The organism is Kitasatospora sp. NPDC051853 (genome assembly GCF_044452665.1).
Classification (GTDB): domain Bacteria; phylum Actinomycetota; class Actinomycetes; order Streptomycetales; family Streptomycetaceae; genus Kitasatospora.
In genome coordinates, this window is sequence record NZ_JBITBY010000001.1 from 381,124 (window position 1) to 396,016 (window position 14,893).

The window sequence follows — 14,893 nt, forward strand, 5'->3', positions numbered from 1 at the left end:
GCGTGCCGGGGCCGGAGGCCCTTGCGGTTGCTGGCCTCCGGCCCTGCCGGCTCAGCTCCCGGCCAGGGCGGCGTCCGGGATCCAGGAGCCGTGGATCATGGCCGGGACGCGGCGGGGGAGGTGCACGGTGGCGACCGTCCCGAGGTCCGAGGCGTCCAGGACCAGGAGGCGGGAGGCGTCCGCGTTCAGGTCGCCGACCACGGTGAGCAGGTAGCCGGCGTCCTCGTCCCCTGCGTCCCCGCCCCCGGCCGCCGGGACGAAGACCGCCTCGCTGGGGAGCTGCCCGTTGCCGAAGGGGCGCAGCCGGCGGGCGCCGGTGGCGCGGTCGTACTTGACCAGCGCGTGGTTGCCGATGCCCAGGTCGTCCGGGAAGGAGAGGGCGTACTGGTAGCGGTGGTGCCGCCCGGTGCGGGCGTCGTTGATGGTCGGGAACTCCACCACCAGGTCGTCCGTCCGCTCCTCGGCCACCCGGCCGGTGGCCAGGTCCACCGTCCACCGGGTGGCGTACGCCCCGGAGTTGGGCTCCGCGCCGCGGTCCGGCGCGCCGACCCACCAGTTCCAGGACCGCTGCCAGCCCCGCCGCCCCACCGAGGGCCCCTCGACCACGATCCGTCCGTCGGCGTCCTCGTAGGCGTTGGCCAGGTGCATCGCGTACCCCGGCGCCACGTCGAACCAGCGCACCCGCCGCGCCCCGTCCGCACCCCGCGGCAGCACCCCGATCCGGCCCGGCCGGTCGTCGCTCCAGCCGTACGGGATGCCCGAGTGCTCGGCCGGGTCGAAGGTGACCGAGCCCTCCAGGAAGACCACGTACCGCTCGGTCAGCGCGAAGTCGTGCTTCAGCGCGGCCGTCGCGCCCGGCACCTCCTGGCTGCGCAGCTCCTTGCCGTCGGGGGAGGAGACGTGGTGGACCAGGTACGGCGGGAGCGGCGAGGAGGCGAAGAAGTGCAGCTCGCCGGTGGCCGGGTCCTCCTTGGGGTGGGCGGTCATCGCGGAGGTGAGCCTCCCCTCCCAGTCGAAGGCGCCGACGGTCTCCAGCTCGGGCGTCAGCTCGAACGGCAGGGCCGCCTCGGAGAGGGCCAGCAGGCGGCCGCCGTGCTCGATCACGTGGGTGCCGGCGGTGCTGGCGGTCAGGTCCGGGCCGTGCTCGGTCAGGTAGGGGGCGCCGTCCAGGGCCGGGGTGTGCACCCAGCGGTTGCGGTACCACTCGGCGCGGCCGTCCCGGAGCCGGATGCCGTGCACCATGCCGCTGCCCTTGAACCAGTGGGTGGGGGTGATCCCGGGCCTGGGGTTGTGGCTGTTGCGGATCAGACGGCCCGTCAGTTCGGGCGGCAGGGTGCCCTCGACGGTGAGGCCGGTGGCGGTGATCTCGTCGGCGACGGGGGTGTAGTGGCCGGTCAGGTACGGGGGCTTGGCGGTCACGGCGGTGGTCCTTCCGGGAAGGGTGGGTGTCAGGGGCGGGTGTCAGCGGGATTCGGCGGTGGAGCGCAGGGTGGTGAGCCAGCTCTCCAGCGACTGCCGGAGGGCCTGTCCGAGCGCCTCGGGCTCGGCGTCGACCGGGGCGCCGCTCCAGGACTCCTCGGTGCGGACGGTCACCTCGCCCCCGTCCGTCTCCTCGAAGGTCCAGACGTGGACGCCCTCGATGCCGTGGGCCGGGCCGCCCCAGACGATCCGGCGGCCGGGGACGAGCTCCAGCACGGTGGAGGTGATGTCCAGGCCGTGGGTGTGCCAGCGGAAGACGGAGCCGACGGCGAGCGGGCGGCCGTCGGTCTCGGCGGCGGTGACGTCGGGGAGCCAGGCGGGCCAGGCGGCGATGTCGGTGTGCAGCTCCCAGAGGCGGGCGAGCGGGGCCCGGACGGTGGTGGAGAGTTCGACGACGGCGGGGGCGGTGCGGTCGATGTGGACGTTCATCGGGTGACTCCGTGGGTCTCGGTGGTCCTGAGCAGGAAGGGGGTGAGTGCGGCGGCCGTGGCGGCCAGGGCGGCGGTCAGGAGGAAGGCGGTGCGGTGGGCGGTCGCCGGGGTGGCGGCCGAGAAGGTGGAGAGCAGGGCCAGGCCGACGGCGCCGCCGAGCTGACGGGTGGTGTTCACCAGCCCGCCGGCCACCCCGGTGTGCTCCGGCCGGACACCGTCCACCGCCGCGCCGGTGAGCCGGACGAAGGCGGTGCCGAGCCCGAGGCCGATCAGCACGGTCGGTGCGGTGAGCGCGGCGAGGGCGGTGCCGGGGGTGGCGAGCAGGGCCAGCCAGAGCAGCCCGGCGGCCTGGGCGAGCAGCGCGGCGGTGAGGGTCGCGGACGGGCCGAGCGTCCTGGCCAGCCGCGGTGCGAGGGCGGCGCCCGCCATGTTGGCGGCGGCGAGCGGGAGTTGGGCGAGCCCGGCGGCCAGCGGGCCGGCGCCGAGGACCTGTTGCTGGAGGAGGGGGAGGAAGTAGAACAGTCCGACCCAGACGGCACCGAGCAGGGCCATCAGGAGGTTGGCCGCTCCGACGGTGCCCCGGCGGAGCAGCGCGGGCGGCAGGAGCGGTGCGGCGGACCGGAGTTGGAGCCGGCGGAAGAGCAGGAACAGCAGACCGGAGGCGGCGAGCGCGCCGAGCACCGGAGGGGACGTCCAGCCGGAGCCGCGGGCGGAGCTCAGACCGTGGACGAGGGCGAGGACGGCGGCGGCGCTGGTGAGCGCCCCGGGCAGGTCGGCTGACGGCCCGTCACCGCGGAGGGGGCCGTCGGGAGGGACGGTGCGCAGCGCGGCGGCCAGGGCGAGCGCCGCGAGCAGCGCGCAGACGTGGAAGATCCAGCGCCAGCCGAACGCCTCCGTGAGTACCCCGCCGAGCAGCACCCCGCCCGCCCCGCCCGCCCCCGAGACCGCTCCCCACACCCCGAGCGCCCGGGCCCGCCCGCCGCCGGGCGGGAAGAGCCGCACCAGCAGGGCGAGCGCGGCGGGTGCGGCGGCCGCCGCCCCGATCCCCTGCACGGCCCGGGAACCGACGAGCAGCCAGGGGCCCTCCGCCAGCCCGGCCGCCACCGAGGCGGCGGCGAAGACGGCCAGCCCGGCGGCCAGCACCCGGCGCGGGCCCAGCAGGTCGGCCGCCCGGCCGCCGAGCAGGAGCAGTGCGCCGAAGGCCAGCCCGTAGCCGTTGACCACCCAGGCCGTCCCGTCGGGGGAGAGGCCGACGCCGTCGCGGACCTGCGGCAGGGCGACGTTGACCACGGAGGTGGAGAGGACGACGGTGAACTGGGCGGCGGCGAGGGCGGTGAGTGCGCTGCGGTGCATGGTGTCCCCCTGCGAGTGATTGATGAGTGGTCGACCACTCACTCTTCGGTCTGGAAAGTGGCGGCCCGTGCTGCGGGCCGCCTTCTTCCTTCAGTGGTGCGTGATCAGTAGTGCGTGATCCCGGCGCTGAGCGTGCGGGTCCACGGCGCGTCCACCGACTCGACGTCGAGCGACACGATGAGGTGGCAGAGCATGCCCACCGCGAAGAACTCCTGCACCTGCCGCTCGTCCCCGCCCGAGGCGCCCCGCACGTACTCCACCACCCGGGCGTACCCCGCCCGGACCGCGTCGCGGACCGCCGGCACCGAGACCGCCGCCGCCTGGGCGTGCAACTGCACCAGCAGCAGGTCGTTGTCGCTGATCAGCCTGGCGTACGCGTCCCCCATCGAGGTCAGGACCGCCTCCGCCGCACTCCCCTCCGCCTCGGCCGCCCCGCGTTCGAGCGCGGCCCGGACCTGGACGAAGCAGTGCTCGACCACGGCGGCGAACAGCGCCTCCTTGCTCGGGAAGAGCCGGTACACATACGCCTGCGAGATCCCGGCGGCCTTCGCCACCTCGGTGGTCGTGGTGCCGAAGTACCCCCGGGCGGCGAAGGCGCCGATGGCGGTGCGGAGCACCGTCTCGCGGCGTTCGTCGGCGGTGGAGAGTTGGCGTTGGCGTCCCGTCTGCATATGAGTAATAAACCACTCACACTTCGGTGCGTCAACCCTCCGGCGCGGTGGCGGGCTTGACGGGACGTCAGGGTCCCGCGGTCCGCTCCCGTAGGGGTCGGCGTGCTCCGCTCCTCCGTGGGTCGGACCGTGAAGCCATCCCGGCGTCGTACGGGGTGGGGGCGGGGCGGATCGGAGACTGGTGGACGTCCGAGGTACTGATTCCGCACAGGGGGGCCGACATGGTTCTGCGAGATGGACGAACGATTTCCGCACTGACGGTGGGTGCGGCGGTGGCCGTGCTGGCGGGGCTCGCTCCGGCGACCGCGGTCGCGGCGGAGGGCTCGGCGGAGACATATGGGAAGCAGCAACTCCGCTGGGAGCGCTGCGACTTCGACGGGACGGCGAAGTTGGAGTGCGCCAAGGTCGAGGTGCCGCTGGACTACGCGGACCCCGGCGGCCGGACGATCGACATCGCGGTGTCCCGGGTGAAGGCCGGCAACGCGGCGAAGCGGCACGGCGTGCTGCTGATGAACCCGGGTGGGCCGGGCGGCTCCGGGCTGGCCATGCCCGTGGAGATCGAGCCGGTGCTGTCGGCGGAGGTGCGGGACCGCTTCGACCTGATCGGGTTCGACCCGCGCGGGGTCGGGCGGAGCTCGCCGATCGGCTGCGGTCTGACGGAGGACGAGATGACCGTCCACCACCCGTACTCGGACGCGACCTTCCCGAAGGACGTGGCCCGGGCGCGGTCGGTCGCCGACAAGTGCTGGGCCAAGTCGGGGGACCTGCTGCCGCACATCACCACCCGCAACACGGCGCGGGACATGGACGCGATCCGCGCGGCCCTGGGGGAGCGGAGGATCTCCTACCTCGGCCACTCCTACGGCACCTATCTGGGCGCCGTCTACACGCAGATGTTCCCCCGGCGGGCCGACCGCTTCGTGCTCGACAGTTCCCTCGACCCGGCCCTCGCGTGGCGGGGTGCCTTCCGCGGCTGGTCGGAGGGGGCCGAACTGGCCTTCACCCGCTGGACCGAGTGGGCCGCCGCGCGCAACGCCACGTACGGGCTGGGCGCGACCGCGGCCGAAGTCCGTTCGGGATTCTGGGAGTTGGTCGCGCGGGCCGACCGCACGCCGATCCCGGTCGGGGGCGAGCTGCTCACCGGCGACGCCATCCGCCTGCGGTACGAGGACTTCTACCGGGTCGAGACCGTCACGCCGTGGGTCGTCGCACTGAAGACGGCAGCGGCGGGTGGACCGGCGGGTGCCGCCGCCCCCGCCGCAGCTGCCGTCCCCGCCTCGGCCTCCGAGGTCCCGGCGGACAACCCGCTCGCCGTCGCCTGGGCCGTCTTCTGCGGCGACACCCGGAGCTGGCCGCGCGACCCCGAGCAGTACCGGCGGGACGCGATCCGGGACCGGGCCACCCGCCCCCTGGCCGGTGACATCGCGGCCAACATCCAGCCCTGCGCCTTCTGGAAGTCGGCCGCCCGCGAGCCCGTCACGGTGGTGGACAACGACGTGAACGCCCTGATCGTGCAGAACCAGTGGGACCCGAAGACGACGCTGGCCATGGCCCAGGGCATGCGGCGGGCCCTGCACGGCGCCCGTCTGGTCACGGTCGCCGGAGGCGAGGGCCACGGCGTGGTGGTGGTCGGCCCGTCCTGCGCCGACGCCCCCGTCAACCGCTACCTGACCACGGGCCGCCTCCCCGCGAAGGACCTCACCTGCGGCGGTGCTGCGGGCGGAGCAGGAGGGCGCTGAGTACCGGACTGCGTGGCGTGGGCGAGGCGCGTGCGAGTGCCTTTCGCATCAGCATCACTGGTTCTGGTGAACATGACAGTGCATCAGTTTGCTTTCCACCGCTCTGATCATGATGCCGACCAGCATTCGTATACAGAGAAGGTGGTTCCGCATGACCAGTGACCCGACCCCGTCGGTCACCGAAGCGACGCTCACCGACATCGCCACCAACGGCGTCTGGGGCCCCGGCCACAGCGTCAGCCAGGCCGTCGTCGACGTGTCCCGGGCGTTGCTCGCCGCCCTCCAGGGGGAGGAGGGCGTCGAGCTCCCGCCGGAGCTCTCGGAGCTGGTGGCCGAAGTCCGGGGGAGTGCCACCGTCACACTGCCCCGCATCACCGCGAACGACGGTGTCCGGCTGTCGGCGTTCGGCATCGAGCTGACGGACGGCGCCCCGCACCCCGTGGTGATCGTGCCCGCCGGGTGGAACCCGTACGGCTGGCTGCCCTTCCTCTACGCCTACCTCAAGCTGGCCCAGCGCGGCTACCACGTGCTGGCCTACTCCCCACGCGGCATCGGCATCCAGGGCTGGCTGTCGACCTCCGAGGGCTTCGTCGACGTGGCCGGGCCCGACGACTGGGCCGACGGCTCGTCCGTGATCGACTACGCGCAGGAGGCCTTCGCCCCCAGCCGGATCGGCTTCCTCGGCGAGTCCTACGGTTCCGGGATCAGCCAGCTGGTCGCCGCGAACGACCCGGCCGGCCGGGTCGACGTCGTGGTCGCGCTGAGCACCTGGGGGAACCTCGCCACCAGCCTGTACGACAACGGCACCCGGCACCTGGCGGCCGTGCAGGCGCTGATCGACTTCACCGGCGGCCCGCTGGAGGAGAAGTTCGACGAGGAGACCCAGCGGCTCCTCAAGAACTTCCTCGACGGCCGGGACCTCGACGAGGTGGTCGAGTGGGGCACCCGGCGCTCCCCGGCGGCCCACGTCGACCGGACGAACGCACGGGGCGTCCCGACGTTCCTCTCGAACACCTGGCACGAGACGCTGTTCCCGGTCAACCCGGTGCTCGACCTCTTCGAACGGCTCACCGTCCCGAAGCGGCTGAACCTGTGGATCGGCGACCACGGAGCCCCCGAGGGCCCCGGCCTGGTCGGGCTGGTGACCGGCCTGCCGTTCCCCGGGCTGGCCGTGCCGATCCGGGAGGCCTACGACTGGCTCGACCACCACCTGCTCGGCGTGGACAACGACGTGCCGAACCAGCCGGCCGTGAGCAGCCAGAGCATGTTCACCTACCAGACGGTCGCGGTCCCGGGCGGCACCCGGCTGATCACCGTCCCGGCGCGCCGCGAGACGTACGCGTCCTGGCACGAGGTCACCACCGGCAGCGAGTCCTGGCACCTCACCGGTGCCGACGACACCGGCGACGGCACCCTCACCGACAAGCCGACCGCCGGGTGGTCGCGGGACTTCGAGGCCGGCGCCCTGACCTCCGCCGTCGCGGGCGAGCTGCTCAAGACCGGGCAGCAGGAGTGGTTCGGCAACCCCAGGTCCTACGAGCCGGCCACCTTCGAGCGCGACCGGCTGCTGGTCTGGTCGACCGACCCGCTGACCGGCTCCGACGAGGTGGCCCGCCGGATCCGGGGCACCGCCACCGTGCGGCTCACCGTGCGCAGCACCGTCGACGCCGCCACCGTGATCGCCTACCTGTACGACATCGCCCCGGACGGCACCGCCCGGATCATCACCCACGAGCCGCTGACGGTCACCGGCCTGACCCCGAAGACCGGCACCACCGTCAGCTGGAACCTCCAGGCCGTCTCCTACGACCTGCCGACCGGCCACCGGCTCGCCCTGGTGGTCAACAGCCGTGACCCGCTGTACTCCTACGCGGGCTCCGACCTCCCCGCCCTCACCACCACCACGGTCAGCTCCGTGAGCGGGAGCGAGGCCAAGCTGGAACTGCCGCTGGGCTGACACCCCCAGGGCTCCGACGCCCGCACGCAGCCCGCCGACCGATGTGCGGCGGGCTGCCGTGCGGACCGACCATACGATGACCGCATGACGCTCTACTTCGATGCGGCGGCAGTCCTGTTCGAGGCCCACCCGAGCTACACGGGCCGCTGGGAGGACCGCCTCTGGCTCAACGTACCGGGGCCGGTGTACGGCGGTGAGACGGACAACTGCGGGACCGGGCGGCTCCATGCACCCCGTCATGTCCTCTACGGGGACGACTACTTCGGCGAGTACGTCTACCGCCAGCCGCGGACGCCCGGCGAGGCCGCGGACGTGCTCGTCGCCATCGAGGAGGAGCCGTGGGGCGGCTACAACTGTGACGGCGACCAGAGGTGGACACCGGACCTGGTCCGGGAGTGGTGGCGTGACCGCGGGCGGGTCCTGGAGTACCTGAGGGACCAGTCGCGGGAGTGGGAGCGCATCGACACCATGGACCCCCGACAGCACACGGTGGAGGGCGTCCGCGACTTCGCGGCCTACATCACGGGCGGCACGGACTCCGGGAGCCTGGAGACGGACCTCCGGACCTACCTCTACTGGTTGGAGGAGCGCCGCTCACCCACACCGGACGACCTGCTGCCCGACCTGGCCCCGGCACGGGCCCCGCGCCGTTCACCGTGATCGTCGCGCCGCCGGGACCTGCGGGGAACGGCGGCGTCAGCGATCGGCCGCCCGGCTCGCGTCCGCGGGCCGGCGCCCCGTGCCGAGGACGTCTCCTACTTTCGTCGACGGGGCTTCCGACTCACGGCTGATACCCGGCCGCGACGGGCGTGACTAGCGTCGAAGCATGACCGCTTCTCCTTCCTCCTCCGGCTCGTCGAAGACCCCGCCGCTCACCTCCGTCACCAACCTGCTCGCCTTCGTCCTCCTGGTCGGCGGCGCCTCCGGGCTGCTGCACGAACTGTTCGGCTGGATCCACTTCCTGGGCTTCGTCCGGTTCCTCGTCCCGTCCGGTTGGGAGGTCTTCGGCTACGTGGTGATGATGGCGGCCGGCCTGGCCGTCGGCGGCGCCGGCGAGCACTACGCCAAGCGCCACAAGTCCTGACGGAGGCTCAGGCCGCCGCCTCGGGCACCTCGACGATCAGCAGGGTGCCGTGGCTGCCGGGGCGGACGGCGTGCTCCACACCGGCCGCCAGGTGGTACGCCTCGCCGGGGCCCAGGGTGAAGTCGGCCCCGCCGGTGAGGAGTTCGAGCCGACCCTCGACCACCAGGAGCACCTCGGGGGTGGGGTGGACCTCGGGCGCCAGCGGGCGGCCGTCCATCCTGAGCAGCTTCACGACGGCGGTGCCCACCTCCGCGAGGACCTGGGAGGCCCAGGCGGCGGGGAGCTGGGCGGCGGTGGCGGAGAGGTCGACCTGGTTCACGGCACGTCCTTTCGACAGACGGCCCGCCCAGGGGGGCGGGTGCCTGCGGTGGTGTTCGGTGGATGCCTTGGAAACTACCGGGCGTGCGGCGTGCGTTGGTCGACCGTTTGGTAAAGCTTCAGCGGTGGAGGCATCACGGGGTGGTCGGCCAGGCTGTCGGGGAGTGGGCGGCCCGGCCTTCGCGGGTGGGCGCCGAGTCCGACGGGAAAAGAGGGGATATTGTTCGCGGCGTCCCGGTGGGGGCTTCGGAATACTATTCCGATCCTTTGCTGGGGCTTGTCGGTGTTCGTGGACGCACTTACGGTTTTTCACGGAAGCGGAATTCCCGTTCCGGTCAGCCCATGAGGCATTCCCCCAGAGAGGGGCCGAGTCATGTCCCGGACAGTCGCAGGTTCCCGGCAGAACGGCAGTGACACGACGACGCTCGATGCGTCGGTCTCGGATCTGCCGTGGCAGGACAGTTACTCGCTCGGACGGGCGGACGGCATCGACGCCGTCACGGGAGGCGTGGCGAACGTCGCGCTGCTGCCCTTCACCGTGACGGAAGTCGCCGGCCAGTCCTCGACCGAGACCTACACGTTCGTCGAGAGCGACAAGGATTACAACAGGGTCGTCGACGCGGCCACCGGTGGGAAGTACAACATCGAGGCCATTGCCACGGTCAGCAGTTCGACGGAATACCTTTCGTCGGTGGAGTACTCCGCGACGGCCGTCACGCTGATCGCCGAATACGCGATGGCCTACGACACGTACGACGAGGCACCGCAGGACCAGTACCGGCTCACCGACCAGGCCAAGGCGCTCATCGGTGACCCGGCCGCGTTCCGGGCCCGGTACGGCGACTACTTCGTCGCCGGCGGACGCCGCGGCGCGCGGTTCCTGGCCGTCTACACCTGCACGGCCCGGAGCGAGAAGGACATGACCACGTTCAAGGAGAAGATCGACGTCGACGTCCCCGAGGTGTTCTCCGTGACGGGTGCGACCGGCTTCACCACCGCCGCGGCCGACAACGACGTCAGCATCACCTGCTCGGTGGTGATGGAGGGCTACGAGAACTGGACGCCGCCGAGCGGGCCTTGGGACCCGCAGACGATCCCGCCGCTGCTCGACCGGTTCAAGGCGCACCTCAGCGACTCGCACCACGTCTCCGTCAAGCTGCGCCACTACAGCTACCTCGACCCCGCCTACCCGCTGACGATCGACGTCCCCTCGGACGACTTCGAGTCGCTGGCGGACCTCTACACCTCCTACTGGCGGGCCACGTCGCGCTACGAGTCGTCCGACGGCTCGGAGTTGATCGACCCGCTGTACGAGAACCTGCGCAACGGCGTGACGGCCCATCAGGCCGACCTGGTCCACGACGCGGACCTGCGCGGGACCTACCTGACGCAGACGACGCAGCTGGGCTTCCTCGTCGACTGCCTGGAGGACCAGGCCGCCGAGCCGGCGACCGGTGCCCAGCAGTCGGCGGGCAGCCGCAGCCGCTGGTCCTACGGGTGCACCAGCCAGACCGGTGCACCGTGGCCGGTCACCCTCCGGCGGCTCGACTACCGCAAGGGCGGGGGTGAGGTCGGGTACCGGACCCACACGTTCGACTACCCCGACCCCGGGCAGGGCACGGGTGTCGTCGTCGGGTGGGAGGTGGTCGCCAACTGGGCGGACGGGTCTGACGGTTACTGGAGCAAGGAGAGCGAGACGATCCTGCTGGGGAACCGGGCGTCGGTCCACGTCAAGGGCGCGTACGACCGGGGTACCGACTGGACGCTGAACGTGTACACCATCGACCGTTCCGTGCTGCCGCAGTCGGCCGTCGCCGGGGTGCGGGAAGGCCGGCGGCTCGACCTGGGACAGTTCCTCCGGTCGACCCGGGAGTGGGCCGGCCGGCGCACCCGGCAGTTCGCGCACAACTGCCTGGTCAACGGCGGTTGGGAGGGATGGGTCCAGGTCGACCTGACCGCGGCGATCCTCGGGCAGGACAGCACGGTCCACATCGTGCGGGAGGCGGGCGTCTACCCGGGCGGCGGGAGGGCGGACCTGCTGGTCAACAGCAACCCCTCGTCGTTGCCGGACCAGATCCTGGTCGAGATCAAGGCTCAATCGCTGTACAACGGCGATGGGTTCATCGACGGGGTCAAGGACGACATGGCGAAGATCACCGGTGGGCTGAAGCCCGGTCTCGCAGTCGGTGACCGGGTGGTGCTGGCCTGCGCGTTCGCCGAGGTGGCCCCGAAGGTCCTCGACCTGGAAGTGAACGGACAGCGGCCCTTCCGCGTGCTGTGGAGGAGCCCCGACAACGCCCTCTGCTACGCGGTGTACCGCGGTGGGCGGTGGCTCGCCCCGTCGGAGCCCGTGATCTGACGCCCCGTGGGAGGCCGCCGTGCACCGCCACGGCGGCCTCCGTCACGTCCGCGGCCGGCGTGGCCGAGCCGGCCGGGCGGAGGGGGCCGCCGGTCTGCCGCGGTGGTGCGGCGGGAGGACCAGGTCGCAGGGCGCGTGGGTGGTGGTGACCGTCTCGATCCACTGCCGTGCCCAGTAGGCCCGGCGGTGCTCCGCGGGCATGGCGGCGTAGCCCTGTTCGATCTCCCGCCGGGCCTGGGCGGTGCGGCCCTGGGCGAGCATCACCACGCCCCGGCGCAGGGCCAGCCACCCCGGTGTGTACCAGTAGCCGCTCACCGGGACGTCGGAGTAGTCGACCGTCTCGCCCAGCCGGTCGGTCTCCAGCAGCAGCCGGTCGGCCTCCCGGGCCTCCCCGGCGTGCGCGAGCGCCCGTGCCTGCTGCGCGGTGTCGTAGGCCCGGAAGGCCGGGTGGACACGGGTGTCGTGACGGGCGGCACCGAACATGGACGCGGCGGCGGCCGGGTTTCCCCAGACCAGCTCCAGCACGCCGCGGAAGCTCATCACGCGCTCGATGCGGTCGGGCTCCCGCGACTCGAAGGCGTAGCTCACCGCATGGTCCAGCGTCAGCTCGGCCGCCTCGTACCGTCCGGCCACGAAGTGGCACCAGCCGAGGTACGTGGCCCCGATCGCCGCCACGCCGATCGCCGGGGCGCGCAGCGCGTAGGGCGCGTCCTTGGCCGCGCGGAGGGCCATCTCGGCCCGTGCGGCCACCATGGGCATCACGTCCGCCGACGAGGACGCGTCCTCGAGTCGGCGCAGCCGGTAGAGACCTGACTCCAGCTCAAGGATCGCCGCGCTGTCCACCAGGCCCGGCCTGCGGGCGAGGAAGGCGGCCCGGTCGTCGTCGGCCGGGACCAGGGAGGCCAGCGCGCCCGCGGCCGCGACCGCCTGGTCGAGCAGCAGGGCCAGCGCCGGACCGGGCGCCCGGGTACCCGCCTCGAAGCGGCTGATCGTCGCCTGGGACACGAACACCTTCCCTGCCAGCTCCGGCTGGGACAGGCCCGCGCGGTGACGCAGCAGCCGCAACGTGCGCCCGAAGGAGTTCAACCCGGCCTCCGATCCCGGAAGGTCACCACCGGGCCAGTCTGCCCAACCCGACGGTGCCCAGGGCGGATCGGCGGCGGACGCGTCGGGGGAAGTCCGCCTCCGGACCGGCGCACGAGCGCACACCACGGCGCACGGCAGCGCTGTCTCAGCGGCCGGGGAAGCCGGACGGGAAGGAACCCGGGGCGGGGAAGTCCGACGGGAACGAGCGGGGGCCGGGGAAGCCGGACGGGAAGGAACCCGGGGCGGGGAAGTCCGACGGGAACGAGCGGGGGCCGGGGAGGTCGGGGGCGGTGGCGCTGACGCCGAAGCCCACGGTCGCGAGGAGCACGCCGACGCAGGTGAAGATCGCGCAGACCGCCAGGCCGATCACCACGGCCACCGGGGTTCCGGCCGGCGGGGCGTCGGTGGCGGCGGCGTGCTGGGGGCGGTCGGGGAAGTAACGGACCGTCACGTGGTCGCCGACCACGCGGGGGACCCGGGAGGTGTCCTCGATGCGGACCTCCTGGCCGTCCTCGGTGCGGAAGCCGAGGATCACGTGCCGGGCGCTGCGGTGCGGAGTGCTGTGGCCGCCCGAGTGGGTCATGTACGTCTCCAGGCAGACCGCCTCCGCGAGCAGGCCGCCGGCCAGCACCCGGGAACGGGTCCGCATGCGCCTGACCAGTGTGACGCCGAGGAACACCCCGATGCCCGCGACCAGCAGCCCGACCACTCCGAAGACCGTGCCGAAGACCTGGAACACTTCCACCCCCGTGGCTCTGCGCAGGAGCGTGATCACTCCGCACGGCAAGGATGCCCTACGGCGGACGAGCGGTTCCACGGGCGGGACATCGGGGTGCCGGAGATGTCAGGGGCGGCTGACAGGATGCCGGAATGGACGACCGAACCGCCGCCATCGCCGGCTACTGGGACACCGCCGCACCGACCTTCGACGCCGAACCCGACCACGGGCTGACGGACCCTCACACCCGGCTCGCCTGGGCGCGGCTGCTGGAGTCACTGCTGCCGTCCGGGCCGACGGTCGACGTCCTGGACGTCGGCTGCGGGACGGGTTCGCTGTCGCTGCTGCTGGCCGAGGCCGGGCACCGGGTGACGGGCGTCGACCTGGCGCCGGCCATGGTCGAGCGGGCGCGCGCGAAACTGGCCGCGGCGGGGCTGCCCGCGCGGTTCCTGGTCGGGGACGCGGCGCAGCCGCCGACCGGCGCCGAGCGGTTCGACGTCCTGCTCTCGCGCCACCTGGTCTGGACGCTGCCCGACCCCGGGGCCGCGCTGCGCGAGTGGGTCGGGCGCCTGCGGCCGGGAGGGCGGTTGGTGCTGGTCGAGGGACGGTGGCGCGAGGCGGGCTCGGGTGCCGAGCCGTACGTCGACGGCGCGGAGCGGCTGCCCTGGCAGGGCGGGGTCGGCGCGGACACCCTCGCGGCGGCGGTCCGTCCGCTGGTCGCGGAGCTCCGGGTCGAACCCCTCAGCGGTCGGCCGGAGTTGTGGGGCGGCCCGGTCGGTGACGAGCGGTACGCCCTGGTCGCCCGGGTCTGAGGGGGCTCGTCGCGGTACGTAAGGTGGCGTCATGCAGGGCGGAGTGAGTTGGATGCGCGGGGCGGGTCGGGGAGCGGGCCGGGAGGTCTGCCGGTGCTTCAGCCAGACGGCTGTGCACCCGCGTGCCCGGGTGGGTTTCCACAGGGAGCGGCAGGACGTCTCGGCGCCCGGGTGGCTGCGGCTGCTGGAACTGGTGGACGAGGCGGCGGCGGACGGGCGCGAGGAGTTCCGGCCGTTGGCCGACCTCAACGCGGAGGAACGGCGGCAGGTCGTCACCCTGCCGCCGAGCATCGCCGGGCTGACCTCCGTCCGGCACCTCGTGCTCTACGGCAGCAACCTGGTCCGCATCCCGCCGGAGATCGGTGCGATGACCGCGCTGGAGGAGTTCAGCCCGTACACCTCGGGCCGACTGCACTGGTTCCCGTACGAGATCACCCGCTGTGCCCGGTTGGTCCGCAGCACGGTGAGCACACGCGCCCTGTTCGGCAACTACAAGTTCCGCCCGCCCTTCCCGCGGCTGCGGCCGGTCCGGGACTCCGCAGGACTGGACCTGACCGACCTGGACCCCAAGCGGTGGGGGCCGACGGCCGTCCGCAGCTGCAGTGTCTGTGACGGGCCCGTCGGCGACGGCCGCCTGCACCAGGCGTGGCTGACGCTCCGGGTGGCCACGGACGCCCTGCCCCTGCTGGTCAACGCCTGTTCGGCGGCGTGCGTCGCGGCCCTTCCGGCCGGGGCCGAGGGTTACGCGGCGGGGCCGCACGCAGGGGGCCGGGTGGACCTCCCGGCCGAGGGATAGGGCGGTTTCCGGTCGTGTTCGTCCGCGGGGGTGCCGGACGGGGTGACCGGGTGGGGGCGCGGGCCTACCCTCGTCGGGGCCGGTCCGGGG

The 14,893-nt window shown here is 73.0% G+C and carries 14 protein-coding genes; 7 read left to right on the top strand and 7 right to left on the bottom strand.

The window, feature by feature from the left end:
• Nucleotides 1-51: 51 nt before the first annotated feature.
• The 4 genes from ACIA8O_RS01675 to ACIA8O_RS01690 form a co-directional block, all read right to left on the bottom strand.
• Nucleotides 52-1,419: a carotenoid oxygenase family protein gene (locus ACIA8O_RS01675; protein ID WP_396291488.1), complete on the bottom strand. Its 1,368-nt coding sequence runs from the start codon at nt 1,417-1,419 to the stop codon at nt 52-54.
• Nucleotides 1,420-1,461: 42 nt separating this feature from the next.
• A complete protein-coding gene (locus ACIA8O_RS01680; RefSeq protein ID WP_396291489.1) occupies nt 1,462-1,908 on the bottom strand; it encodes an SRPBCC family protein in 447 nt (148 codons plus the stop codon).
• Entirely contained in the window at nt 1,905-3,263 is a 1,359-nt protein-coding gene (locus tag ACIA8O_RS01685; RefSeq protein ID WP_396291490.1) for an MFS transporter, read from the bottom strand. Before ACIA8O_RS01685 ends, ACIA8O_RS01680 begins: the two co-directional genes overlap by 4 nt.
• Before the next feature lie 104 nt (nt 3,264-3,367).
• Entirely contained in the window at nt 3,368-3,934 is a 567-nt protein-coding gene (locus tag ACIA8O_RS01690) for a TetR/AcrR family transcriptional regulator (RefSeq protein ID WP_396291491.1), read from the bottom strand.
• Nucleotides 3,935-4,155: 221 nt separating this feature from the next.
• Between ACIA8O_RS01690 and ACIA8O_RS01695 the strand changes: the two genes are divergently transcribed.
• From ACIA8O_RS01695 to ACIA8O_RS01710, 4 genes are all read left to right on the top strand, one after another.
• A complete protein-coding gene (locus ACIA8O_RS01695) occupies nt 4,156-5,673 on the top strand; it encodes an alpha/beta fold hydrolase (protein ID WP_396291492.1) in 1,518 nt (505 codons plus the stop codon).
• 151 nt (nt 5,674-5,824) lie between these two features.
• Nucleotides 5,825-7,630, top strand: a complete 1,806-nt coding sequence (locus ACIA8O_RS01700; protein WP_396291493.1) for a CocE/NonD family hydrolase — start codon at nt 5,825-5,827, stop codon at nt 7,628-7,630.
• An 84-nt stretch (nt 7,631-7,714) separates the two neighbouring features.
• Nucleotides 7,715-8,290, top strand: coding sequence for a ferredoxin (locus tag ACIA8O_RS01705; protein WP_396291494.1), 576 nt, complete (start codon nt 7,715-7,717; stop codon nt 8,288-8,290).
• 166 nt (nt 8,291-8,456) lie between these two features.
• Entirely contained in the window at nt 8,457-8,714 is a 258-nt protein-coding gene (locus ACIA8O_RS01710) for a hypothetical protein (protein ID WP_396291495.1), read from the top strand.
• A gap of 7 nt (nt 8,715-8,721) precedes the next feature.
• On the opposite strand, the gene ACIA8O_RS01715 is transcribed toward ACIA8O_RS01710, so the two are convergent.
• Nucleotides 8,722-9,033, bottom strand: coding sequence for a cupin domain-containing protein (locus ACIA8O_RS01715; protein ID WP_396291496.1), 312 nt, complete (start codon nt 9,031-9,033; stop codon nt 8,722-8,724).
• Between the two features lie 372 nt (nt 9,034-9,405).
• Here ACIA8O_RS01715 and ACIA8O_RS01720 point away from each other — a divergent pair, with 372 nt between their 5' ends.
• Nucleotides 9,406-11,391 carry a hypothetical protein gene (locus ACIA8O_RS01720; protein WP_396291497.1) on the top strand — a complete coding sequence of 662 codons (1,986 nt, stop codon included), beginning with the start codon at nt 9,406-9,408 and terminating at the stop codon, nt 11,389-11,391.
• Between the two features lie 42 nt (nt 11,392-11,433).
• On the opposite strand, the gene ACIA8O_RS01725 is transcribed toward ACIA8O_RS01720, so the two are convergent.
• Entirely contained in the window at nt 11,434-12,603 is a 1,170-nt protein-coding gene (locus tag ACIA8O_RS01725) for a helix-turn-helix transcriptional regulator (protein ID WP_396291498.1), read from the bottom strand.
• A 19-nt stretch (nt 12,604-12,622) separates the two neighbouring features.
• The gene (locus tag ACIA8O_RS01730; protein WP_396291499.1) at nt 12,623-13,222 is read right to left on the bottom strand and encodes a DUF3592 domain-containing protein; all 600 of its coding nucleotides are present in this window, start codon (nt 13,220-13,222) and stop codon (nt 12,623-12,625) included.
• Between the two features lie 125 nt (nt 13,223-13,347).
• Here ACIA8O_RS01730 and ACIA8O_RS01735 point away from each other — a divergent pair, with 125 nt between their 5' ends.
• Both ACIA8O_RS01735 and ACIA8O_RS01740 read left to right on the top strand, forming a co-directional pair.
• Complete coding sequence (locus tag ACIA8O_RS01735; protein WP_396291500.1) at nt 13,348-14,007, top strand: class I SAM-dependent methyltransferase; 660 nt, start codon at nt 13,348-13,350, stop codon at nt 14,005-14,007.
• A gap of 130 nt (nt 14,008-14,137) precedes the next feature.
• On the top strand, nt 14,138-14,803 hold the full coding sequence (locus ACIA8O_RS01740) for a leucine-rich repeat domain-containing protein (protein ID WP_396291501.1): 666 nt from the start codon (nt 14,138-14,140) through the stop codon (nt 14,801-14,803).
• Nucleotides 14,804-14,893: the final 90 nt, after the last annotated feature.